The sequence below is a fragment of the Paenibacillus sp. 2KB_22 genome, from assembly GCF_052115745.1.
In the GTDB taxonomy this organism is placed as follows: domain Bacteria; phylum Bacillota; class Bacilli; order Paenibacillales; family Paenibacillaceae; genus Paenibacillus.
Genome location: NZ_JBFRHG010000006.1, coordinates 127,312 through 150,257, shown reverse-complemented (window position 1 = coordinate 150,257; position 22,946 = coordinate 127,312). Strand labels below are relative to the sequence as shown.

The window sequence follows — 22,946 nt, the reverse complement described above, 5'->3', positions numbered from 1 at the left end:
AAAAAAATGCTCCGTTCCTGGAGAAGTTGGTGTGTATCCCAAACTTCCTTCAGAGGCGTGGAGCACTTTTTACTTTTCATATCACTTTTATAGATGATCCAGCTCTATCGCCTGTCTGAAGCGTCGGGCAAATCGTTCTGCGGCTACGGCGGCCTCCTTGGATTCCGTCTGCACGAAGCCAATTTGCATTTTCGGTTGATCGATTCCAGCGATCTCTACCATCTTCACCAGACCTTCCTTCCATAATGGATTTTGGTAAAAGGAAAAGTCGTGACCAATCGTGGCGGCAATATCATTTCGTAACACCATGTTGATGGCTTCTGAATTATTTGTTTTAAACAGAATGGACAGAGACCCATGATCATAGGTGAATTCCCTGATGAAGTCTTCGATGAAACCATCTCGATAGAGTGCCAGCTTGTGTTCTTTTAATTGATCAGGTGAAACACGGCTGTGTTTGGCAAGTTCAGACAGGTGATGAGTACCAACCACCAGCTTGCCCGAGTACATGGGACTGAAGTGAAGTCCATCGAATTCCCGCAATTGTTTGGCATAGATCGCGATAAAGCCCAGATGGGTTTTGTTACTCCGGATATCCTCGATAATTTCCATGGACCCTTTCTCTTCAATCGAGATGTTAAGTTGCGGGTGCTCACGCTTCATATCTGCAGCAGACTGGACAAGATAGGGCATGACACTTGGAAAAGTAGCCACATGAAGCTCTCCGCTAAGAGAGGACGTTTCTGCGTTCAGGGATTTCAATTCATCAATCCGCTGCAAAATGTCCAGTGCCTTGGCAATGAATTGTTTACCTTCGGGAGTGGGATGAGTTCCCTGCCGCGAGCGTTCGAACAGGATGATACCCAATTCTTTCTCCAGACGATGAACCGATTGGCTGATCGCCGATTGTGTGACATGCAGATGCTCCGAGGCGGCGGAGAATGATTGCGTTTTTGCAATTTCAACGACATATTCGAGCTGTTCCAGATTCATGATTTCATCTCCGTTTAGCATTAATACAACTAATGTTAACATTAGTATCTATAAATATGAATAATACATGAACAGCGATATAATATATAGACAATCATATAAAGGGGATGAACTTCATGAAAGCAGCAGTATGGTATGCCCATAAAGACGTGCGTGTGGAAGAACGGGAGGTTCCGGTCGCTCAAGCGGGTCAGGTCAAAATCAAAGTGGAATATGCAGGGATCTGCGGCAGTGACTTGCATGCCTATCATCATGGTGTGGGCATTCAAGAAGGCGAGAATCATCCGCTCTCAGGACAGAAAGCGCCGCTGACATTGGGTCATGAATTTGCAGGAACCGTGAGTGAATTGGGGAGTAATGTAAGCGGTATCAGTGTAGGGGATCGAGTCGTGGTAGAGCCGTTGTACCATTGTGGAACATGTGAGTACTGTATCCAGGGGCGTTATAACCAGTGTACTCAATTTGGATTCGTTGGACTGAATGGTGATGGTGGTTTTGCGGAGTATGTTGTTGTTGAATCCTACATGGTTCATTCCATACCGGATAACGTAACTTTCGAAGAAGGCGCGCTCGTTGAGCCTACGGCAGTAGCCTTTCACGCGGTTCGTCATAGCAAGCTGAAAGTGGGGAATAAGGTAGCCGTATATGGAGCCGGTCCAATTGGATTATTGACGATTCTGTCTGCCAAAGCAGCAGGAGCCTCTGAAATCTATGCAGTCGATGTATTTGAGGAACGTTTGGACTTGGCAACCAAGCTGGGAGCGATCCCGGTGAACAGTGCCAAAGTCAATGCAACCGAGGTGATCTTGCAACAATCGGGTGGCATTGATGTGGCTTATGAAGCAGCCGGTGTGCAACCAACGATGGACAGCGCGGTTGCGGTTGTCAAAAAAGGTGGAGAAGTTGTTGTCATCGCAGCAATTCCGAACCCGCTTCAAGTGAATTTCTTCGATCTTCTTGTCAAGGAAGCGAATTTAACGGCAACGCTGGCCTATCGCCACATTTTCCCTGAAGTGATTTCATTGATTGCGGAAGGATCGCTCGATGTGAAACAGGTCATCACCAAGAAAATCAAACTGGACGATATCGTGCAGGAAGGACTTGAGCTGTTAATGACCGACAAGAGCCATGCGAAGATTTTGGTGGAGATTGGCGACTAAAAACCGTTCGCTAACGAAGATAGATTTTCATATCAACGTAATTGAAGTATAAGTTTTAGATCGCGAAAAAGACCGTTCATCCGTATGAATGGTCTTTTTCGCGTTATTCAAGTAGAACACGCATCTTTCACTAGGAATCATAACGGTAACAGATCGCCTTACCCCCGCTACTCTCGGAGCTGAATTCCTCATCCTCATAGAATCCGAAACGCTCATATAAACGGATGGCATTGACCATCTGACCGCCCGTATATAAATACACCGTATTTTTGCCCATGTCCTTGGCAGATTCCACGCATTGTTGGAGCAATTCTCTGGCGATTCCATGACCTCTCCATTTTGGATCAACACCTAACAGCCGAATAAACGGATAATCGATTGGTAATTCAAAGTCTGGATAAGCCTTGCGCGCTGTTTCGAATAATTGGACTGTACCGACAATCTGATCATCAATCTTGGCGATCCATAATTGTGTCAGGTACGGATTAACCACAGACTCTCGAATATCTTTTAGGTAGGCCTCCCAGCGTTCATTTTGCTCAAAAGTCTCCCGATACTCGGCGTAACTTGCAATAAGGATATCTACAATCTCTGGATGGTCCGTTTCTGTGGCAGGATGAATCGTAACGGCAGCCGTTGTCATCTAATAATTCCCCTTCTCTTATGGGTTAAGTATGGAATATCGTTTTCTTGCATTTTACCATAACGGATTCAATCCGATTGATTCAAATATTCTATAGTAAACTCAGTCATTTCTATAGATCAAAGCATATCAGCGATTGAGCTGTGTGGAATACAGATGATTGCGATATTCGGTTGGCGTATTGCCTTCGTATTGCTTGAACATGCGCAGGAATAGTTTGTAGTCGGAGAAGCCGCACTGTCCGGCAATTTCTTTTACACTGGCATTGGTGTTCAGCAGCAGCTGTTTCGCCCGGCGAATACGTTCGGTGAGGATATAGGTTTTGAGTCCAGTACCTTTCTCGCGCTTCACCATTTTGGAAATATAGTCTTTGTTAAAATTAAAATTTTCTGCAATCTGACTCACCGTGATGTTTGTATGCAGATGAATATCGACCCACTTGCAGATATGGTCCACAATTGCATTGTGCGGGCGATAATCCGCCTCTATATTCCGCTCCAGTTCTCTGAACAGCAATAACAAAGCAGCGTCGGCTTCCTCCGGTGAGAAGGATGACACATGCAGCAGCTGCTTAAACAACTGATTGGCCATGGAAGGTACCTGAATGGTGGCATGTGTCCTAAACTGGTTGAATTCTGGCTGCATGGCATCATAGTGAACCCAGTAGAAGCTGACGGGGGCGTCGCTGATTTGGTAGCCATAGTGGGTGCGACCCGCGCGCAGAAACAACAGATCGTTGGCACGAACTACATATTGTTCCTCTTCTTCCGCAATGTACATCTCACCTTCCAGCATCAAAATGATCTCGTGAACAGGCATGCTGCGTCTCATGTGGCTCCAGTTGCCGTCGGATATGAACTTGCCGCACAGGTAATGTTTCAGTGGCTTTTGCATAGGACGGATTTATCCACCTTTTCTTGGATTATGAGTCTGATGTAATTATATTTTATTTGATAATATGGGGATATTCAAGCTCTGAAGTGGATTATTGAGTATTGGACATGTGAAACATAACACGGATTTTACCCCTTAAGAATGAATGGATATCTATATAAGTTGAACTAAGCATTTACATGATAACGGAGAGGACAGAAAAAACCTGAAAAAGCGAAGCGTTCGCCTTTATCCCTGGATTTTCCCTTGAGAAAGGGGATCAAAAAAATCTGGGGATAACAGCGATTGGAAGGTTATTCTGTCATCGTAGTGTCAGTGTAAATAATCTTTAGTTCAACTTATCTATTACATCCCGAGAAGGAGTGAGTGTCATGATTGATACGAAAAAAGGATTTCTGGGACCGGAACATGTAGATCTGTTAAATGGTGTGTTCCAAACATCACAAGAGGTGGGGGAGCGTTACCTGTTATCGCTGGATATTGATCGATTCCTGGCTCCATGCTTCGAAGCTCATGGTTTACCTGCCCGAAAAGAGCGTTACGCGGGTTGGGAGGCACGTACCATCAGCGGACATTCCCTCGGACATTATCTGTCTGCCCTGGCTGTGACGTATCAGGCAACCGGGAATATCACGTTAAAAGAAAGACTGGATTATGCTGTCACCGAACTGGCGAGAATCCAGCAGACCACAGGGAGCGGGTATATCGGTGGTTTGTCCGAAGAACCTTTCCACATGGCTTTTCGAGCAGAGAATATCGGTGGGTTCAACATCGGTGAATACTGGGTTCCCTGGTACAGTGTGCACAAAATCTATCGCGGCCTGATTGATGCGTACAAACTCACTGGTAACGGACAGGCACTTGATGTAGTTACTCGATTTGCAGATTGGGCGGTAGAAGGTTTGCTCCCGATGACAGAAGAACAGATGCAGACGATGCTTCAAAGTGAACACGGGGGCATGAATGAAGTATTTGCACACTTGTATGGGATCACGGGCAAAGCCTTATACCTTGAGATCGCCAATAAGTTTACCCATCAATTGATCCTGAGACCCTTGGAACACAAGCAGGACGATCTTCAAGGCAGACACGCCAATACGCAGATTCCTAAAGTGATCGGTGCAGCCGAAATCTACAATCAGGATCATACCCATGAGAGTTACCGGACAGCGGCAGAGTTTTTCTGGAACACCACGGTGCATCATCGTTCTTATGTATTTGGTGCGACGAGCATTTCGGAGCATTACGAAGCAAAGGGCATGGAGAGTCTCGGGATCAAAACAGGAGAGAGCTGTTGTACTCACAACATGTTGCAACTTACCAAGCAACTCTTCGCCTGGAATCACGATAGTGCCTACATGGACTATTATGAAAACGCCATCTATAATCACATCCTCGGCACGCAGGACCCCGATACGGGGAACAAAACATATTTTGCATCAACGCTACAAGGCCACTACAAAATCTATGGTACTCACGATACCGCCTGGTGGTGCTGCACAGGATCAGGCATGGAGAACCCGGGCAAATATGCCGAGGCCATCTATTTTGAGAATGAGCAAGACCTGTACGTCAACCTGTATATCGCTTCCCAACTGGATTGGGCGTCACAGGGATTATCCCTGAAGCTTGAAACCGACTTTCCTTATTCGGAAAAGGTGACCCTGACGATCACCGGAGGCAGCGCCTCGGCTCATCTAAGATTACGCGTACCCTCATGGCTGCAAGAGCCAATGACGGCAACGGTTAACGGGGATACGGAACATCCGTATACACGGATGGAACCCGGCTATCTGTCCATCGACCGCATCTGGTCTGCGGGCGATGTCATCACAATCACCCTGCCGATGTCACTTCGCCAGTACACCTCCCGGGATGATGCCCACAAGGTGGCATTCCTGTACGGCCCGATTGTACTCGCCGGTGCACTAGGAAACGAGGGTCTTCCAGAGGATACGATTGTGGATGAAACAGCACTGAATCCCAAGACCGCACCCGTACCTGTGATCTGGACGGAGCAGGAGGATGTACAAGAGTGGATCAAGGTTGTAGATGCAGACACGTTAACATTCGAACTTAGCAAGGATGTCACTTCCACAGGCGAAGCCGTGAAACTCATTCCGTTCTATGATGTGCATCATGAATTTTATACCGTGTATTGGCCGTTTAACGATGAAGGTGATGCGCTCGAGAAAGAGTTGAACGATATCACGATCGACAGGGTTCAGGCTGACGGTCAGCAGGATGAGATTGGACATCAACTTGATAGCAACTGCCGTGGGGAGCATCACAACGGTTCAACCACAGATGGCCGTAAGAAGTTTCATATGTGGCGAGAGGCTTTTGGCATCAGTGGAGCTTACTTCAGTTATCAACTGGCAGTGGACCACGCCGCAACCAATTATTTATGTGTGGCCTATTGGGGTGGAGATCATTCCCCGTTTGAGCGGGAAGGTACGTTATATGAGAGACAATTCACCATTACCGTGGATGGAACACTCATTGGAGAGCAGCGAATTCATATGAACAAGATTGGCGACGTGTTCTATGTGACATATGATATTCCTGAGAGCGTAACATCAGGTAAAGACAGCGTTAAGGTCATGTTCCAGGCGAAGGGCGACAATGGCTGTGCCGGGAAAGTCGTAGAGGTACGTACTACACGAAGCAAACCGGAATCACTCTTTGCGTAAAGTGCGTGGTGTGAAAAGGCGCAAACACAATGTTATAATGAAAATAAATGACGGTTAGTTGGGAAGAGGAGGTTGGAAGTGTGGCAAAACCCGATAATAAAGGTACTTATAACTTTCAGGATTGGTTAACTTGGGAGGGGGCATGGGAATTAATTAACGGCAAAGCTTTTAATATGTCTCCAGCACCCACTTCATTGCACCAGTTTATTGTGGGTGAGCTGCACTTCTCTTTGCGGACTTTTTTTCAGAATCGGAAATGTTTCGTGTTTGTTGCCCCTTTTGATGTGTATTTTAGCGAAAATGAACAATATGACCTGCCAGATCAAGTTGTACAGCCTGATTTATCGGTGGTTTGCTCCAAAGACCAGATATCTAAGAATGGCTGTAACGGTGCACCTTCTTTAATTATCGAGGTGTTATCGCCTTCGACTGCGTTAAAGGATTTTAACGAAAAATTTAACTTGTATCAGAAATATGGTGTGAACGAATACTGGATTGTTGACCCCGGCAATCAAACCGTCCATGTGTACACGCTGGAGGATGGCAGTTACCAGACCCGTCATCTGTATACAGAGCAGGAAACGATTATATCTGTCTTGTATCCTGAATTACACATTCCGCTGGATTCGTTGTTCAAGCTCAGGTAGTGGAAACAAAAAAAAGTGAACCAACGCATAAGGGACGAAACCGGATGATCTCCGATTCGTCCTTTTTGCAGTACTATTTTTCAGACAAGTCTTATATAAAAAATGACACGCATAGCTATTTTCCACGTATTACCTGATAACATTTCTTCTCCACAATCTGCTGTTTGAAAAGACGTACTTCTACGGATTGACCACCAAATTTCCTGCCTAGTTCCACGTTGTCCCTGAAAATATGAAATGGGATAAGCCCAAACCACGTATATTATGAGTATTCGAATATCCAATGTTATCCACCTGAGAGCGTTAACATCATGTACAATAAGAAGAAGTTGATCAGGAAAATTACGACATGAGGCACCAATATATAACATGAAAGGAGGTCGGATGATTGAACATGATCAAGTACATAAAATTATTGGGATTAATCCTCGGTATTGTGGCTGTGAATGTTCTGGCATTCTCACCCGGCTTTATCGGGCTGAATTTCGGGGAGGGTGCATTCACAACTGCGCTATCCGTTACCCTGTTGTTCGGTAGTGCAATGGCACTTTTATATGGCAGTTATACCTTGTTGTTGAGGCAGCCGATAGTCCTGCCCGTGAAGCATATCGAAACACATGAAGATTATGTGGAAGCTTTATCTTTTTATAGACGCATCAAGGTCCTCGAAGAAGATATTACGCTGGGGCTGTCCCAACTTAGCCGGATGAAAAAGAAGAAAGAAACACTCCTGAATGTGCTTCATCAGCGGTTTGATCCGGGGGAACTGAGCTACAAAAAATTCGCTTCGGTCACGCTGGAAGTGGAGAAGCTGTTGTACCTGAATATCCGCAGTGTGCTGAACCGGTTGAATGTATTCGATGAAGCCGACTATGCCAACATGATGAAATCCAAATCCTCAAACCTTCCCCAGAAACTTTTTCAGGAAAAAACCAAGGTATACAACGATTATCTGTCTTATGTGAAGAATGCATTACACACCAATGAGGAAATTTTGCTCAAGCTGGATCAGTTGTTACTTGAGATTTCGCGCCTCGACAGCTTTGAAGCCGGAGATATTGAACAGATGCCTTGTATGCAGGAGATTGATCAGTTAATCAAGCACACCAAATTATACAGACAGTGAGGGGTTGCTCGTATGGCCAAGAAGGGAAAGTTTTTTTTCATATCGATTGTAATGCTGGTACTCGTATTTGGTCTGGTCTATGCAGGAATTACACTGACGTCGAACTTTGGCAAGTCGACCACACAGGTGAGCACAGAGAATGCAGGTAAGGAACTGGGCAAGCTGTACGCGGACATTGCACCAGCAACGGCAGAACCGGTCAAAGGACAGATTGATCTCGATCCGGTCGATGTGGCGGAATCACTGCCGGATATCTCCAAATTCGCAATTGCCGTAGAGAATACAACGAATGATTACGTCGAAATTTTCTCTTCCACGGAGAAGTCGGGCAGCGGGGTAGACGGCTGGTTAACCGAGGTGGGCGAGGAATTCAACAAAGCGAATATCAGCGTTGGTGGAAAACCGGTATCGGTCAAAATCCGCAACATTGCCTCCGGAACCGCTACCGATTATATCAAGTCGGGCAAGTATATACCGGATGCATTCACACCTTCCAATGAACTGTGGGGAGAGATGGTTGAGGCCAGTGGGGTGAAGACAGAGATGGTCTCCAAGCGATTGGTTGGGAATGTTCCCGGTATTGTCATTTCTAAAGCCAAGTATGATGCACTGGTTGATACCTATGGCTCCGTTAATGTAAAAACCGTAACCGAAGCGATTGCCAACAATGAACTCGCGATGGGATATACCGATCCATTTGCCAGCTCCACCGGACTGAACTTTCTGGTGACTGCACTGAATACGTATGATAGCGCCAATCCGCTGGGAGAGAAAGCGATTGAGGGATTTGAGAAATTCCAGACGAATGTACCGTTTACAGCCTCGACAACCATTCAGATGCGGGAAGCGGCCAAGTCAGGCAGACTGGATGCCTTTGTACTCGAATACCAGACGTATGTGAATACCGCTGATCTCAAGAGTGGTTACGTCTTTACACCTTTTGGCGTGAGACATGACAGTCCGCTGTATGCATTGGGACAATTGCCGCAGAACAAACAGGGAATTATCCAGAAGTTTGCGGAATTCGTAACCCAGGCGAAGTACCAACAATCGGCGGAAGAGTTTGGTTTCAACGGGTTGCAGGATTACAAATCCGAACTGGCCACTGTGGATGGCGGCACATTGTTGTCTGCACAGAAAGTATGGAAAGAAAAGAAAAACGGCAGCAAACCGATTGCCGCTGTGTTCGTGACGGATGTATCCGGAAGCATGGATGGCGAACCCCTTAACCGACTGAAGGAATCCCTGCGCAAAGGTCAGAAGTACCTGGGTACAGACAACAGTATTGGCTTGGTCTCTTACTCCAGTGGGGTAACTGTGAATCTGCCCATTGCCAAGTATGATACGAACCAACAGTCCATGTTTGTCGGAACAGTGGATAGTCTGCAAGCTGGCGGAGGGACGGCGACCTTTGACGGGATCGTGGTAGCGATGAAGATGCTGGAAGATTACATGGCTGCTAATCCAAACGTGAAGCCGTTAATCTTTGTGCTGAGTGATGGCGAGACCAATGAAGGTCACACCCTGAAGGATATTCGGGATCTGGTCGAGACGTACCAAGTGCCGATCTATACGATTGGATACAACGCGGACATTAAGGCTCTGGAGAGCATCTCCAGCATTAACGAAGCGGCAAGCATCAATGCCGATACCGACGATGTCGTGTACAAGATCGGTAACCTGTTTAACGTACAGATGTAATCTAAAGGGGGAATTGTAGATGTCATTTTCAATGGAAATACCAAGCCAGAAGGAAATTCAGAAGGTAATTGAAGAAGAGGTAAAGCCCGTGCCCGCAGAGGTCGCGGAGCTTCAACAAGTGGCCAATGCCAACGTAGAGATGATCATGACACTGGATCTCGAATCCCTGGAGAAACGCAAAGAGATTCTGCAATCCATTGACGGCTTTGGTATGAACACGATGAGATCCTCTTCCGAGAAAAACGCCTTGCTTCAAGTCTCCGTTGGACATCTGTCCAAGACGGGAGACGAGGGCGGTCAGGTCGCCAAAGGTTTGACCGAGCTGCATATGCAGCTGAAGGATCTCGACCCGAGCGTGGTCGACTTTGCCAAGACCGGTTTCCTCGGGAAATTGTTCAATCCGCTTCGCGCCTATTTCCTGAAATACCAGAAGGCTGACGCAGTCATCGCTGACATCGTAACCTCCTTGGATAAAGGCAGATCCACCCTGCGTAATGATAATACAACGCTGGAGATTGAACAACAGAACCTGAGAGAACTCACCAAACGATTACAAAAGGAAATTCAGCTTGGCGTGCTCATGGATGAGTCCATCGACGCGCAGATTGAAGCCGCCAAGGTCCGCAATGAGGATCCCGAAAAAGTTCGCTTTATTACGGAAGAAGTGTTGTTCCCGCTCCGTCAGCGGGTCATGGACCTGCAACAAATGCTGGTCGTGAACCAGCAGGGTATCATGGCGATTGAAGTGGTCATCCGTAACAACAAGGAGCTAATTCGAGGGGTAGACCGGGCCAAGAATGTAACGATCTCGGCACTGAAAATTGCCGTTACGGTAGCGAGTGCTTTGTATAACCAGAAGATTGTATTGCAGAAGATTGAATTGTTGAACCAGACAACCAACGATCTGATCGCAGGTACTTCCAAAATGCTCAAGGATCAGGGGATTGCCATCCAGAAACAGGCTTATGAAGCCAGCATCTCCGTGGATACGATGAAACAGGCGTTCACCGATGTGTTGTCAGCACTCGATTCGATTAGTCTTTATAAGCAGGAAGCCCTCCCTAGAATGCGCGAGACGATTAACCAGTTCCGTGAACTTGCGGATACCGGAGAGCAGCAGATTCAGCGTTTGGAGAAAGGGCAGAAGCTGGGGCTGTAAGTCAGAAGAGAGAGAAATACAATGTCACTTGTTAGATGGCTATCATTTGTATAATTAGAAAAAGCGATCATTCCTCATTAAGCATGAGGAATGATCGCTTTTTGGTTCTCTATAATTAGTGACTAACTGTCATATCCCAAACTTCTTGCATAAGCATATAACTGTTGTTCACATTGGTCCATTAGAACAGCAGCGGTGTTTACTTTTGCATTTCCCTGTTTCAGTAATGTGTAATTCACTTTGTTCTTGGAGACTGCTTTTTGGTACAAGAGGTACCCTTCGAGCTGAGTGTAACTTGCCTTGATAAATGTGGCGTGAATTTTCTTAATTTGCGGGTTGGTAGGCTTGATTTGTTTTGCCTTGGATACCAATTTTGTATAATTGGGGATCACTGTATTCGTAAGTTTAAGATACATGGACTTGCGGTTCGTTGAAGTTACCTGAGTATCGATGCTTTCCAGAGCGGTAAAGGCTTTGGCCTCATAAGTTTCAAGAGCAAATAACTGAGTAGTGTACTCCTTAAATTCTTCATAACTCTGATCTGAATATGTAGAGGTTGCTACTTTGGTTGCATCGGCAGAAGCGGCTGGAGAGAAAAGCACTCCGCCAAGCAAAACAAAACTGGTAATCAATGATATAATCCACGACTTTTTCAAATGTAATGTCATCCTCCTTTTGTTTGTATTCCATTGGATAATCTAACATATCAATACCAGAAATTACAGGAATGTATTTACATTATTATGGTGATAAACCTTTCTTAAAATCCCTCTCAATGACCACGCTATAGGGAAGAATGGCGATTTGAATGTTCATCTTTCAACACGACATTGTCGGGCCTGTAATGAATGATCTTGAACAATTCCTCGGCCATGTAGGCGGGGCTGTGCTTGAAATCCTGTCTGATCCACTCCATGATCATGCCAAATATCGCATGAGACTGGTAACTTGCCAGCAGTTCAGGGTTAATGTGCTGCGGGAAGATTTGGTTCAGATCCTGTAAGGAAAGATCTCGAAGAACATCGCAGATCATACGCTGAAAATTGGAGGAGGCCTCCGATTTCACAACCAGTGTGTAGAATTGTGCATGCTGGTGCACATGTTCAAATATAGTGATGGCCGAAGAGGGCATCAGACCAACCTCGAACTCTTTCAACCCTTGATAGGGTTTGCGAAAAGAAGTCACCAGATCCTGAATCACATCATTGATGATCTCATTGAACAGGTCTTCCTTGTACTGATAATGTCTGTAAAATGTACCTCGATTCAGGTCGGCGCGCTGGACAATATCCGTAATGGATATTTCTTTAAAGGGATGTTTTTGCATCAAATGGATGAGGGCATCCTTCAGCGCAGCTTTTGATTTCTTGATTCTTCGGTCCATCGAATTTGGGGTTTCAGACATCTATTTTCCTCCTCGCTATATAAGTTGAACTAAAGCATATTTACACTGACCACTTCGATGACAGAACAACCTTCCGATCACTGTTATCCCCAGATTTTTTTTGATTCCTTTTATAAATGGTAAATCCGGGGTTAAAGGCGAATAGCATATGCTTCCGAAGTAGCTTTCTTTCAGAAAGCTTTTAGCTTGCGCTTCTTCAGATTATTTCTGTCCTCTCCGTTTTGTGTAAATGTTTAGTTCAATTTCTATAGTTCACTTTATTAATTAAAGAACATTTGGGCTTAGTAGTGTTGTTTAACGTACAACTGGACAAGCTTTTACTGATTGAAGTGAAACGCTATGACTTATTATACTAAGGATAAGAGTTAATGAACATTTGTTTGTTAACTTATTGTAAACGAATACAAAGGAGGATACATGGAATGAAACTTCAAGATAAAGTGGCAGTTGTTACAGGTGCTGGTTCAGGTATGGGGAAAGCGATCGCCACGTTGTACGCCCAAGAGGGTGCGAAAGTAGTTGTATCGGATATTAACGAGGAATCCGCACAGGCGGTAGTGAATGATATTAAGGCACAGGGCGGGGAAGCGATTGTAGTTTTGGCCAATGTAGCCAAAGAAGAAGATGTGCAGAATCTGATTGATACAACGGTGAGCACATACGGTACAGTAGATATTCTGATTAACAATGCGGGCATTATGGATGGTATGGAGCCTGCAGCGGATATAACTGATGAGAAGTGGGAGAGATTGTTCGCTGTGAACACAACCAGTGTGATGCGGACAACACGGAAAGTATTGCCGATCTTCCTGGAGAAACAAAAAGGTGTCATCGTGAACATTGCTTCGGCAGGTGGATTGCACGGCGGACGTGCAGGAGCAGCCTATACGGCTTCCAAACATGCGGTCGTGGGCTTCACTAAAAATACAGGGTATATGTATGCTGAGCAAGGCATTCGTTGTAATGCGATCGCTCCAGGTGCCGTGGCAACCAACATCAGCGCATCCATGGCTGGTATTAGCCCATACGGTGCAGGGCGGCAACAGCTGGGCATGGCAATCAACCCACGCATTGGGACGAGTGAAGAGATCGCCAAGGTGGCCTTGTTCCTTGGGTCGGACGAGTCCAGCTTCGTGAACGGAACCGTTGTTACAGCTGATGCAGGCTGGAGCTCTTATTAATCCGTTCAAGCGCAGTCGAGCATGGAGCACTGAAATGTGCGAACAGTCAGGAAGCCGCATAATCATATGCGGCTTCTTTTTTTGTGTTACTCCGAAAACGGTGGACCCACAGTGTCATATCCCGTATTGGGACAAACGTTTGCATTACTACACGGATGCTCGAAATGGATCAAATTGAGGGTGGCTTTGGTTTGGAAAAGAGTGAGGATTCGCGCACGATCAGACGATGGGGGATAATGACCGGATTATGAGGTTGTGGTTCCCCGCTTAGAATTTTCAACAATACCTGAACGGCTGTATAGCCCAGCTGATAGGTTCCAATGTCTATAGAACTTAAGGGTGGTGAAGCCAGCTCCGATAGAGCAATATTGTTAAAACTGACCACGCTGATATCCTCAGGCACCAGATAATGAAGCTCGGCAAGAGCTCTCAGTACCCCAAAGGCCACATTGTCATCAATGACAACGATTGCGGTGGGTCTGTTTGGCAAGGACATGAACAGCGACATCGCCCTGAATCCACTTTCCTGTAGAAATTCGCCTTCCACAATCCAGTCACTATCGGCATCCAGCCCGGCTTGGGCAAGCGCCTTTTGGTATCCTAACATGCGATCATGCGATAACGTAATGTCCGGTGGGCCGCTGACAAATCCGATTCGCGTATGCCCTTGGGCGATCAGATGATGTGTCGCATCATAAGCAGTCTGTACATTATCGTTATCCACCATGGGGGCATTGGGATGAGCTTCACTGCGACCGATTAACACAAAAGGAAACTTTTCCGCTTCCAAAAATGTGATGATGGGATCGTCTCGTTTGGACCCAAGCAACAGAATGCCATCCACTCTGCGACCATGAACAAGACGGGAGATCGCGTGCAGTTCATTGTCTGATGAAGTTTCAGTAGTTAGCAGCAATTCATAATTCATACGGGTGGCATGTGTAATAATACCTCGCAGCAGTTCCCCGAAAAAGTAATTCTGAAACAACTCTTCAGCAGGACGTGGAAGCATAATGCCAAGGGTATGTGTCGTTTTGGAAACCAGGCTCTTCGCCATGATGTTGGGATGGTAGTTCAATTCTTTCATGATTTGCTTCACTTTGAGAGACGTCTTGGTGCTGATTCTGGGATGGTTGGAAATCACCCGTGACACTGTAGAAGGGGAAACACCCGCCAATTTGGCAATATCCTTGATCGTAATCATGTAAAAAATCCCTTCTGAACAATCGTATAAATATTCTCCTATGGTAATCCAAAGGATACGATAAATCAATTGCTAACTGCCAAGTATGAGATGCACAGGAAGTAAAATAAAGGAAGAAAGAGTCTGAACAAGGAAACAGGAAATTACTGTAGGTAGAAGAGGTAAATTGGTTAAAATTGAGCAAATATGGCTTGTGCAAACGTTTGTGCAAAGAAAGTGCAGTATTGTATGATGTGATTGTTATTGTAGCGCTTACATCTGTGGATTTATATACTTCTTGACTAGTTTCCCCCTACATATTGAACGGAGGAGTCATCTTGTTTTCCATTTGAGCAAACGTTTGTACAAAGGTGAACATGGAATGCAAAACCTGACAACATACGCAGACAAAAGGGTGAAAAGCGCGAACATTGTTGGACCAAGCAGAGGGAAGGGGACATTTTAGATGAGAAAATGGCAAGGGGCAACATTGTCCGTCATGATGGCTTTTACACTGGCTGCGTGCGGGGCTGGAGGCGGAAGTCCATCTCCAACTACGGCAGGTGAGAATCCGGAGGAAGTGGTAGAGCTGACAGCCGAGAACCTTCAACCGGAAGAAGGGGCAACCCTGGTGATCTGGGAGGACAAAAATCAAAGCAGTTTTATTGAGCAAAGAGCCAAAAAATTCGAAGAGAAGTATGGGGTAACGGTCAAAATGGAGGAATTACCTCCAACCGATCAGGTAACCAAACTAACGACGGATGGCCCGGCGGGTCTCGCGGCAGATGTCGTCGTTTTCCCACATGATAAGATTGGCAGCGCTTCAGAGGCGGGACTTATTCTGCCCAATGACATATTCGAAGCAGAGACCGCAGAGAACACCAGCGACAACGCACTGAAGGCGGTGACGTTCAAGGATATCTTGTACGGCTATCCGTACAGCGTGGAGACCTATGCTCTCTTTTACAACAAAGCATTGTATCCAGAAGCTCCGAAAAACTTTGATGAGATTATCAGCTTCGCCAAGACGTTCAATAACGTGAAATCCAATCAATATGCGCTGATGTGGGAATTGCAGCAATTTTACTATAACTATGCATTCCTGGCTTCACAGGGCGGTTATATTTTTGGGGACAACGGGATGGATAGCGCGGATCTCGGTCTGAATAACGAAGGAGCCCTGAAGGGTGGACAGTTCTTGCAGAAGCTGAAGTCGGAAGTACTGCCGCTCAAGATGGGTGATGTGAACTATGATATCAAAAAAGGATTATTCTCCAGCGGCAAGCTGGCTATGGACATTAACGGTCCGTGGACCATTGCCGATTATCGCAATGCGGGTATTGATTTTGGCGTTGCTCCACTTCCGGCAATTGATGGCAAACCGATGACCTCCTTCTCAGGAGTTAAAGCCTATTATGTAAATGCATTTACACAATACCCGAATGCGTCGAAGCTCTTGGCAGCGTTCCTTTCCAATGAAGAGGCTCAGATGGAGAACTTTGATCTAAACGGTACACTCCCTGCGAACAAAAACGTGGCTGCTGATTCGAAGGTGCAGGAGGACCCGATCAATAAGGCGTTCTTGGAACAGTTCAACAACTCTACACCAATGCCTTCGCTTCCTGCCATGGACAGCGTATGGGGACCGATCACGTCTGCCATTACGGATATATGGGATACCGATAAGGACGTGAAGGCATCGCTGGACAATGCTGTGAAACAGATCCAGGAAAGCCTTGCTACTGTCCAATAGGGACGAACGACGAATGCGAAGATATGCATGCATACAAGAGGCGGGGAGGAGAGAGCAAATGCAACAGCAGCATGTCCCGGTGCCCGTTGGACCGAACAGGGAAAGACAACACCGGATGACAGCGGCTATATGTTCCATCATACTGCAAGGTCTTGGACAGCTGTACAATCGACAGTGGATTAAGGGAATTTGTCTATTGTTACTGGAGGGAGCAGGGCTTGCGTACCTGCTTCCTCGTCTGTCACAGGCTGTATGGGGCATATGGACACTGGGGGAAAATACACAACGTTTTGTCAAAGTGAATGGGTCCACCGTACTTCAAAGGGGAGACCATTCCATCTTTTTACTGTTGGATGGCATTATCGTACTACTGGTGTTTTTTGTGTTTATTCTGATCTACATCCTGAATATTCGGGATGCGTACGTCACGGGAGTCGCCAGGGAAGAAGGGAAGAAGACCCTGGGCGCAGGGGCTTCGCTTCGAAACATGATGGACAAAAACTTTCCCTACCTGTTTCTGTCCATTCCCGCACTGGGCATCCTTTTTTTCACCGTTATGCCCATTCTGTTTACGATCACGATTGCATTTACCAACTATTCGGCCCCGGATCATATTCCGCCAGCCAAACTCGTGGACTGGGTGGGCTTCAAGACGTTCAGTGATCTGATTCAGTTGAAATCCTGGAGCCAGACATTCTACGGCGTGCTGACCTGGACGGTCATCTGGGCCATTCTGGCGACAGTCACCACCTATTTTGGCGGTGTGCTTGTGGCACTATTGATAGAACAGCGGGGCATACGCTTCAAAAAACTGTGGCGCACGATTTTCATTCTGCCCTATGCGATTCCGCAGATCATTTCTTTGCTGCTCATGCGTAATCTGTTCAATGGTCAGTTTGGACCAATCAATACCTACATGAGAGCGTTTGGGCTGGAGGGATTACCCTGGCTGACAGATCCGTTCTGGGCCAAAGTCACCGTCATTGTTGTCAACATGTGGATCGGTATTCCGGTCAGTATGGTGCTCATTCTCGGTGTATTGACGGCCATCCCTCGTGATCTCTACGAGGCTGCCGAAGTGGATGGAGCATCCGCATTTCAGAAATTCCGAATTATTACGATGCCGTTCATTCTTTTTGCTACAACTCCGGTACTCATCATGCAATTTGCTGGAAACTTCAACAACTTCAATGTCATCTTCCTGCTGACCAACGGAAATCCATTGCGGGGAGACTACCAGTACGCAGGGGCAACGGATCTGCTGGTAACCTGGCTCTACAAGCTCACACTCGACAATAACAAATTCAACATGGCTTCAGCGGTAGGGATTATCATCTTCCTCATTATCGCTTCATTCTCTATCTGGAACTTCCGCCGCTCCAAATCATTCAAGGAGGAGGACATGATTCAATGAAGACACGTAATAATCCGTTGCGTCTGGCCCTGAGTTATGTGTTATTGGTGATTATCGCTATTGTCTCCATCTACCCGGTACTCTGGATCTTTCTCTCTTCCCTGAGACCGGGTGCGGCATTGTTCAGTGAACGGTTGTGGCCCGAAGCATTCACGCTGACTCATTACGGCGAGTTATTCAATAACCCGTCCTTTATGTACGGAAGATGGTATATGAATACACTGAAAATTGCCTTTTTCACGATGATCTTCTCCACGTTGATGGTGACACTCGGGATGTACGCACTGTCCCGCTTCCGCTTCCGTGGACGTAAAACCATTCTCTCTACCATGCTGATTCTTGGTATGTTCCCAAGCTTTATGAGCATGATTGCGATCTATATCATTTTGCTGCAAGTCAAATTGCTCGATACCCACGCTGCGCTCATCCTGGTCTATTCTTCCGGAGCTGTACTCGGTGGATTTATCGTCAAAGGTTTCTTTGACACGATTCCCCGTAGTCTGGACGAAGCTGCTCGCATGGATGGTGCAAGTCATCTGCGTGTATTTACCAGCATCATCCTGCCCCTATCCAAGCCGATGCTGACCTATGTGGCATTAACCAGTTTTACTGGTGCGTGGATGGACTTTATCTTTGCCCGGCTGGTGCTGCGGACAAAGGAAAACTGGACGCTGGCGGTGGGGATGTGGGATCTGGTCAATCGGTATCAGGACAGTAACTTTACCATGTTTGCTGCGGGGGCGGTTCTGATCGCCATCCCAATTACCCTGCTGTTTGTTTTCTTGCAACGATTCCTTGTTCAAGGTCTGACGGCAGGAGCTTCCAAAGGTTAATCCTGTGCCATAACAACATAGTTAGCCGCGATACCTGCGGCACATCCAACCAGGCACTTCCGTGATGTCATGTCTTTATCGACTGGCAAAGCTGCGGAAGTGCCTGGTTCTATATGGGCTCGAATCATGATTAGGGAGGAACGTGATGTATGGGCATAAACACGTCCAGTGAGCCCGAGATTATGGGATATCAAGGAGGACAAGCTGCATTGCAAAATGCCAAGACTCCGCGAACGCTTTGGCGTAATGTTACCTTTCGGAGAATCTTGTACGGCTATGGGATCTCCGTATTCGGGGATTGCTTCAATGGGATTGCGATCAGTCTGTGGGTGTTACAGACCACAGGGAGTGCGAAGAGCATGGCGGCCGTACAGATATGTAATATGGCCGTCAGCTTCCTGTTTGGATCGGTGGCGGGTACGGTTGCAGACCGATTGGATCGGAGGAAGCTGATGCTGGCCTCGGATGTATTCCGCGGCGTAATGGCTGTGCTGATTGCGATTAGCTTATTTGGCTGGCATGCGCCGTTCCCGGTGGTACTGCTGTTGCTCTCACTCTCCATGTTTTCAAGTCTGTTTCAGGCACCTGCATTCCACGCCTCTGTAGCAAGTATGGTAGGCAGGGAGCATATTCAACAAGCAACCGGAACGATTCATATGGTGGATAATCTTGCCCGAATCAGCGGTCTTGCCGCGGCGGGAGTTGCTGTGGCTGCATTTGGAGGATTCGTCGCCATATTAATTACAGGGGCAACCTTTCTGTTGTCCGCAGTTTGTGTGCTGATGGCGGGCCGCTTTCCTGTGGTACAGCGATCCGTTAGTCAGCAGACCACGTTTGTTCAGGAATGGCGCAGTTCGTTTGGCTATATCTATCGGAATCGTCTAATTCGATCCATCGTATTGCTCAATCCGGTGCTAATCTTGTTTTTCATGTCAGCCATGATGCTGGTTCAAGTGATGGCAGTCAAGGTGTGGGAGGGGAATCCGGTACAGTTTGGATTAATTGAAACCTGTATTCCACTTGGATATATGATGGGCTCTGCACTGCTGATTGCTTCGGGAAAACGATTGAAACGAAGAGGGAGATGGGTATTTATCGGTTTGATTGTATTAGGACCACTCTATATTTTACTGGCGAATGTATCCTCACCAATCATGGCGTTGCCGTTAATCGTGGCCGGAGGTGCGATGTTCGCCTGCTGTACAATGCTCACTCAGATTATGCTGAGGACAGCCGTTCCAGACGAGCTGCAAGGAAGGGTCTATGGTGTCGTGGGAACAATCACCAGTACAGCGCCTATTCTGGGACTGACTGTTGTCTCCGTATTGGCAGATCAGTGGGGGGCAGCTTCTGTGCTGCAAGGCGTGGGCATACTGCTGCTGGCGACAGGTATTCTGGCCGCTACAACATTGAAGTCGATCCGAACCTATCAATAAAACGTATTAGGGAGTATCCATGATATGGATTGAACCACATGTACACATCAGCAGAGAGTGGGATAGAGGTAATCTTAGCAGCTTATGAAAAACCTAAGCATTCTGGATAAGCAAAACAAAACAAAACAAAACCCGGAACATACGCTGCGTTAGCGTAACTCCGGGTTAGCTTGTGGACAGAATATTCTATTGCCAGTTTACATTTACAGTCGCTGTTCCGCTGGCTGGTGTGGTGAACGTGTGGTTGGAACCACCTTCCCACGTAATGGTTGCTCCATTTTTCTTGAAGAATTTGAACTCCAGTTGTTTTCCAGCGGGCACGCTCACATCATAGTACCAAGTTGGGTAGGCATGGATAACTTGATTGAAAGCAGGTCCAATAGCGGTGGTGCCCGTACTCCAGTTGCCGAGTTCTGCCACATTACCTGTAAGATAGATGTTCTGACCCAGAGTGGTGGAAGCGTTGTTAATGACAAATCGTACAGTGACCTGATCACCCGTAAGGATGGTGAAGTTGTTATACGCATTGCTGTTGACACCATTCGCAGCTACTTTCACAGCATAATTGCCTGCCGCAACAGCTGGGATCTTCACTTTGATCTGTGTATCTTCCCAGGATGTAATGGCTGCACCAGTAACGGCTGTTGTACCGAAGTATACGGTACCTTTGGTGGAGCCAAATCCACGTCCACTAATAGTAACAACATTACCCGGTTTACCCATCACCGGACCTACATGACCAATCGTTGGTGTTGTTTCACTTGTTGTATACTGCCAGACAGCGGTTGCTCCGGCTGCCAGAGTGAATGAAGAGACGGTACCATTGGTGGAAGTGATGTTATTACCGTTCAGTGCGCCGCCCAGTACATCGGTGTAGTTGCCTGTTGGCAGTGAAGTGCTTAGATTCGCAATGCTCGCTGGTGTGGAGAGATTACGGTTCACCGCAACAACAGCTACACTTTTACCGAATTTGCGTTCATAGATATACACATCATCATTGATCCAGCGTTGCTGCGTGGAGCCGTAGGCAATCGCCGGATTGGATTTGCGAAGAGGGGCCAGCTTGCTAATTACGTTGAAGGCCGTTGTTGTTTTGGAGAAAGAAGGCATTTTGGCCCGATTGTCAGGGTCCCCGTTACCTGTCAGATACTGTTCGGTACCATAATAGATGGCAGGTACGCCGCGTGAAGTCAGTGTGAAGGCCAGCGCCTGTTCCAGACGACGGTTATTCACGGCACTTGTTTTGAAGCGATCCATATCATGGTTATCAATGAACGTAACTTGATCATTCACTTGATTGTAATCTGCCGCTGTACCTGTAATCATCGAATCGAGGGCATACATGTTGGATGTGTTATCCCGGAAGACGTTACGTACGGCAGAGTTAAAGCGGAAATCAAGCAGACTCATCCCGGATTCGTTGGCAAATTCCGTGTTATCCGCATCGGATGCAGCAGATCCCAGGAACCATTCACCGAAGGTGAATACTGGCTGGTGTGCATAGATGGAGGACATCCAGCTCTTTTGCCAGCCGAGAGGCATATGTTTCACCGCATCCACGCGAATGCCGTCCACGCCCATATCAAGCCAGAGCTTGATTGCATCTTTGAAATATTGGTCAATGGTACTGTTATTGTGATTCAGGTCAGCCAGGTCATAGAGGTTTTTGTAGATACCATTCTCCAGGGAGGAAAAATCGGAGCCGCCGTTGTGATGGAAAAATCCATTTGTATCATTTGTGTATCCGCCAACCAGATTACCATTATCGTACAACTTGCCATTCTCAGCAAAGGACGTATCGGTTTCCATGGCAGGAGACGTATGGTTCGGTGCAAAGTCAATGACAATCTTGATGCCTTTGGCATGAGCGGTTGTAATCAGATTTTGAAAGTCAGCCATCGTTCCGAAATACGGATTGGTCTTCTTGAAATCACGTGCCCAGTAGCCATGATAAGCTGTGTTGATTACGCCGCCATAGTTGATCGTGGCGAAGATATTCTCAACCGGCTGGGAGATCCACAATGCTGTAACGCCCAGATCGCTGAAATAGTTATCGTTGATTTTGTTGATCAGACCCTGCCAGTCACCTCCGCAATACAACTTCAGGTTGCTACATGTAGCATCGTAGGCAGCTCCGGTGGGATTGTTGGAAGGATTGCCGTCCAGGAAGCGGTCCGTAAAGATCTGATAGATGACGTCTGTACTAAAGTTCTGCTTGTTGGTAACTGCGGTATCCGCATCCGCATAGATCGCGGAAGCAGGTAGATAGGGAAGTGCGCCCCCTGCAAGTAAACTGAGTGTCAGTGTTGTGCTGAGGAGTACGCGTTTGGCCATTTGAAACATAGTAATCCACCCTTCTCGTGAATGTAGTAGTTTAAATAAACAACCAACCTGGCTCTTGAATAATAGCGCTTTCAATACAACGTAATGATACGCAGTGGATTGAAGACTTCCCTCCTTTTGACACGCCAACAACCCCGGCATCTCCTTCGGGAGTTACCGGGGTTGTCCTAAACCGCTCTGGTTTAAAAGCATGGCCCTCGAGTTATGATCACAACGTTATCGTAAGAAATATTGGATCTTATGTCAATAACTTTTTTGAGAGCATTTATTTTCTATTTTTATGTTTACAAAAGCACGTTCGCGCATTAAACTATTCGCAGATTCACAATATAAGGGCTATGTATCCCGGGACACGCACGTGTGTTTCGGGACAACCCCGTCT

18 protein-coding genes are annotated in these 22,946 nt (G+C 46.7%); 11 read left to right on the top strand and 7 right to left on the bottom strand.

Features of this window, described 5'->3' with window-relative positions:
* Window positions 1-87 precede the first annotated feature (87 nt).
* Window positions 88-993, bottom strand: coding sequence for a LysR family transcriptional regulator (locus AB4111_RS26070; RefSeq protein ID WP_442033804.1), 906 nt, complete (start codon window positions 991-993; stop codon window positions 88-90).
* Between the two features lie 116 nt (window positions 994-1,109).
* Between AB4111_RS26070 and AB4111_RS26065 the strand changes: the two genes are divergently transcribed.
* The gene (locus AB4111_RS26065) at window positions 1,110-2,153 is read left to right on the top strand and encodes a 2,3-butanediol dehydrogenase (protein ID WP_442033803.1); all 1,044 of its coding nucleotides are present in this window, start codon (window positions 1,110-1,112) and stop codon (window positions 2,151-2,153) included.
* 130 nt (window positions 2,154-2,283) lie between these two features.
* Here the strand turns inward: AB4111_RS26065 and AB4111_RS26060 are convergent, their stop codons facing one another.
* Together AB4111_RS26060 and AB4111_RS26055 are read right to left on the bottom strand one after the other, a co-directional pair.
* A complete protein-coding gene (locus AB4111_RS26060) occupies window positions 2,284-2,796 on the bottom strand; it encodes a GNAT family N-acetyltransferase (protein ID WP_411735843.1) in 513 nt (170 codons plus the stop codon).
* A gap of 129 nt (window positions 2,797-2,925) precedes the next feature.
* Complete coding sequence (locus tag AB4111_RS26055) at window positions 2,926-3,690, bottom strand: helix-turn-helix transcriptional regulator (RefSeq protein ID WP_124117316.1); 765 nt, start codon at window positions 3,688-3,690, stop codon at window positions 2,926-2,928.
* Window positions 3,691-4,061: 371 nt separating this feature from the next.
* Here AB4111_RS26055 and AB4111_RS26050 point away from each other — a divergent pair, with 371 nt between their 5' ends.
* From AB4111_RS26050 to AB4111_RS26030, 5 genes are all read left to right on the top strand, one after another.
* Window positions 4,062-6,383, top strand: coding sequence for a beta-L-arabinofuranosidase domain-containing protein (locus tag AB4111_RS26050; protein WP_442033802.1), 2,322 nt, complete (start codon window positions 4,062-4,064; stop codon window positions 6,381-6,383).
* 80 nt (window positions 6,384-6,463) lie between these two features.
* A complete protein-coding gene (locus tag AB4111_RS26045) occupies window positions 6,464-7,030 on the top strand; it encodes a Uma2 family endonuclease (protein ID WP_149846283.1) in 567 nt (188 codons plus the stop codon).
* A gap of 394 nt (window positions 7,031-7,424) precedes the next feature.
* Entirely contained in the window at window positions 7,425-8,156 is a 732-nt protein-coding gene (locus AB4111_RS26040) for a hypothetical protein (protein WP_091016231.1), read from the top strand.
* A gap of 12 nt (window positions 8,157-8,168) precedes the next feature.
* Complete coding sequence (locus tag AB4111_RS26035) at window positions 8,169-9,857, top strand: VWA domain-containing protein (protein ID WP_442033801.1); 1,689 nt, start codon at window positions 8,169-8,171, stop codon at window positions 9,855-9,857.
* Window positions 9,858-9,876: 19 nt separating this feature from the next.
* Entirely contained in the window at window positions 9,877-11,016 is a 1,140-nt protein-coding gene (locus tag AB4111_RS26030) for a toxic anion resistance protein (protein WP_017690481.1), read from the top strand.
* 122 nt (window positions 11,017-11,138) lie between these two features.
* Here the strand turns inward: AB4111_RS26030 and AB4111_RS26025 are convergent, their stop codons facing one another.
* Window positions 11,139-11,684, bottom strand: coding sequence for a hypothetical protein (locus AB4111_RS26025; RefSeq protein WP_442033800.1), 546 nt, complete (start codon window positions 11,682-11,684; stop codon window positions 11,139-11,141).
* A 116-nt stretch (window positions 11,685-11,800) separates the two neighbouring features.
* Entirely contained in the window at window positions 11,801-12,421 is a 621-nt protein-coding gene (locus AB4111_RS26020) for a TetR/AcrR family transcriptional regulator (protein ID WP_341072483.1), read from the bottom strand.
* Window positions 12,422-12,843: 422 nt separating this feature from the next.
* Between AB4111_RS26020 and AB4111_RS26015 the strand changes: the two genes are divergently transcribed.
* Entirely contained in the window at window positions 12,844-13,602 is a 759-nt protein-coding gene (locus AB4111_RS26015; protein WP_074093664.1) for an SDR family oxidoreductase, read from the top strand.
* Between the two features lie 169 nt (window positions 13,603-13,771).
* On the opposite strand, the gene AB4111_RS26010 is transcribed toward AB4111_RS26015, so the two are convergent.
* Complete coding sequence (locus AB4111_RS26010) at window positions 13,772-14,806, bottom strand: LacI family DNA-binding transcriptional regulator (protein ID WP_105601005.1); 1,035 nt, start codon at window positions 14,804-14,806, stop codon at window positions 13,772-13,774.
* 445 nt (window positions 14,807-15,251) lie between these two features.
* On the opposite strand from AB4111_RS26010, the gene AB4111_RS26005 reads away from it, so the two are divergent.
* The 4 genes from AB4111_RS26005 (at window position 15,252) to AB4111_RS25990 (ending at window position 20,221) form a co-directional block, all read left to right on the top strand.
* A complete protein-coding gene (locus AB4111_RS26005; RefSeq protein WP_339239847.1) occupies window positions 15,252-16,538 on the top strand; it encodes a sugar ABC transporter substrate-binding protein in 1,287 nt (428 codons plus the stop codon).
* 58 nt (window positions 16,539-16,596) lie between these two features.
* Window positions 16,597-17,952 (top strand): sugar ABC transporter permease, encoded by a 1,356-nt coding sequence (locus AB4111_RS26000; RefSeq protein ID WP_339239848.1) that lies wholly within the window; start codon window positions 16,597-16,599, stop codon window positions 17,950-17,952.
* The gene (locus AB4111_RS25995) at window positions 17,949-18,785 is read left to right on the top strand and encodes a sugar ABC transporter permease (protein ID WP_091015889.1); all 837 of its coding nucleotides are present in this window, start codon (window positions 17,949-17,951) and stop codon (window positions 18,783-18,785) included. Before AB4111_RS26000 ends, AB4111_RS25995 begins: the two co-directional genes overlap by 4 nt.
* Before the next feature lie 149 nt (window positions 18,786-18,934).
* Window positions 18,935-20,221, top strand: a complete 1,287-nt coding sequence (locus AB4111_RS25990) for an MFS transporter (protein ID WP_442033799.1) — start codon at window positions 18,935-18,937, stop codon at window positions 20,219-20,221.
* A gap of 186 nt (window positions 20,222-20,407) precedes the next feature.
* Here the strand turns inward: AB4111_RS25990 and AB4111_RS25985 are convergent, their stop codons facing one another.
* A complete protein-coding gene (locus AB4111_RS25985) occupies window positions 20,408-22,564 on the bottom strand; it encodes an alpha-amylase family glycosyl hydrolase (RefSeq protein WP_442033798.1) in 2,157 nt (718 codons plus the stop codon).
* Window positions 22,565-22,946: the final 382 nt, after the last annotated feature.

Bases quoted from the DNA above. Each gene is read 5' to 3' on its own strand.
- AB4111_RS26070 (WP_442033804.1), bottom strand. From the start codon at position 993: ATGAATCTGGAACAGCTCGAATATGTCGTTGAAATTGCAAAAACGCAA.
- AB4111_RS26065 (WP_442033803.1), top strand. From the start codon at position 1,110: ATGAAAGCAGCAGTATGGTATGCCCATAAAGACGTGCGTGTGGAAGAA.
- AB4111_RS26060 (WP_411735843.1), bottom strand. From the start codon at position 2,796: ATGACAACGGCTGCCGTTACGATTCATCCTGCCACAGAAACGGACCAT.
- AB4111_RS26055 (WP_124117316.1), bottom strand. From the start codon at position 3,690: ATGCAAAAGCCACTGAAACATTACCTGTGCGGCAAGTTCATATCCGAC.
- AB4111_RS26050 (WP_442033802.1), top strand. From the start codon at position 4,062: ATGATTGATACGAAAAAAGGATTTCTGGGACCGGAACATGTAGATCTG.
- AB4111_RS26040 (WP_091016231.1), top strand. From the start codon at position 7,425: ATGATCAAGTACATAAAATTATTGGGATTAATCCTCGGTATTGTGGCT.
- AB4111_RS26035 (WP_442033801.1), top strand. From the start codon at position 8,169: ATGGCCAAGAAGGGAAAGTTTTTTTTCATATCGATTGTAATGCTGGTA.
- AB4111_RS26030 (WP_017690481.1), top strand. From the start codon at position 9,877: ATGTCATTTTCAATGGAAATACCAAGCCAGAAGGAAATTCAGAAGGTA.
- AB4111_RS26025 (WP_442033800.1), bottom strand. From the start codon at position 11,684: ATGACATTACATTTGAAAAAGTCGTGGATTATATCATTGATTACCAGT.
- AB4111_RS26020 (WP_341072483.1), bottom strand. From the start codon at position 12,421: ATGTCTGAAACCCCAAATTCGATGGACCGAAGAATCAAGAAATCAAAA.
- AB4111_RS26015 (WP_074093664.1), top strand. From the start codon at position 12,844: ATGAAACTTCAAGATAAAGTGGCAGTTGTTACAGGTGCTGGTTCAGGT.
- AB4111_RS26010 (WP_105601005.1), bottom strand. From the start codon at position 14,806: ATGATTACGATCAAGGATATTGCCAAATTGGCGGGTGTTTCCCCTTCT.
- AB4111_RS26005 (WP_339239847.1), top strand. From the start codon at position 15,252: ATGAGAAAATGGCAAGGGGCAACATTGTCCGTCATGATGGCTTTTACA.
- AB4111_RS26000 (WP_339239848.1), top strand. From the start codon at position 16,597: ATGCAACAGCAGCATGTCCCGGTGCCCGTTGGACCGAACAGGGAAAGA.
- AB4111_RS25995 (WP_091015889.1), top strand. From the start codon at position 17,949: ATGAAGACACGTAATAATCCGTTGCGTCTGGCCCTGAGTTATGTGTTA.
- AB4111_RS25990 (WP_442033799.1), top strand. From the start codon at position 18,935: ATGGGCATAAACACGTCCAGTGAGCCCGAGATTATGGGATATCAAGGA.
- AB4111_RS25985 (WP_442033798.1), bottom strand. From the start codon at position 22,564: ATGTTTCAAATGGCCAAACGCGTACTCCTCAGCACAACACTGACACTC.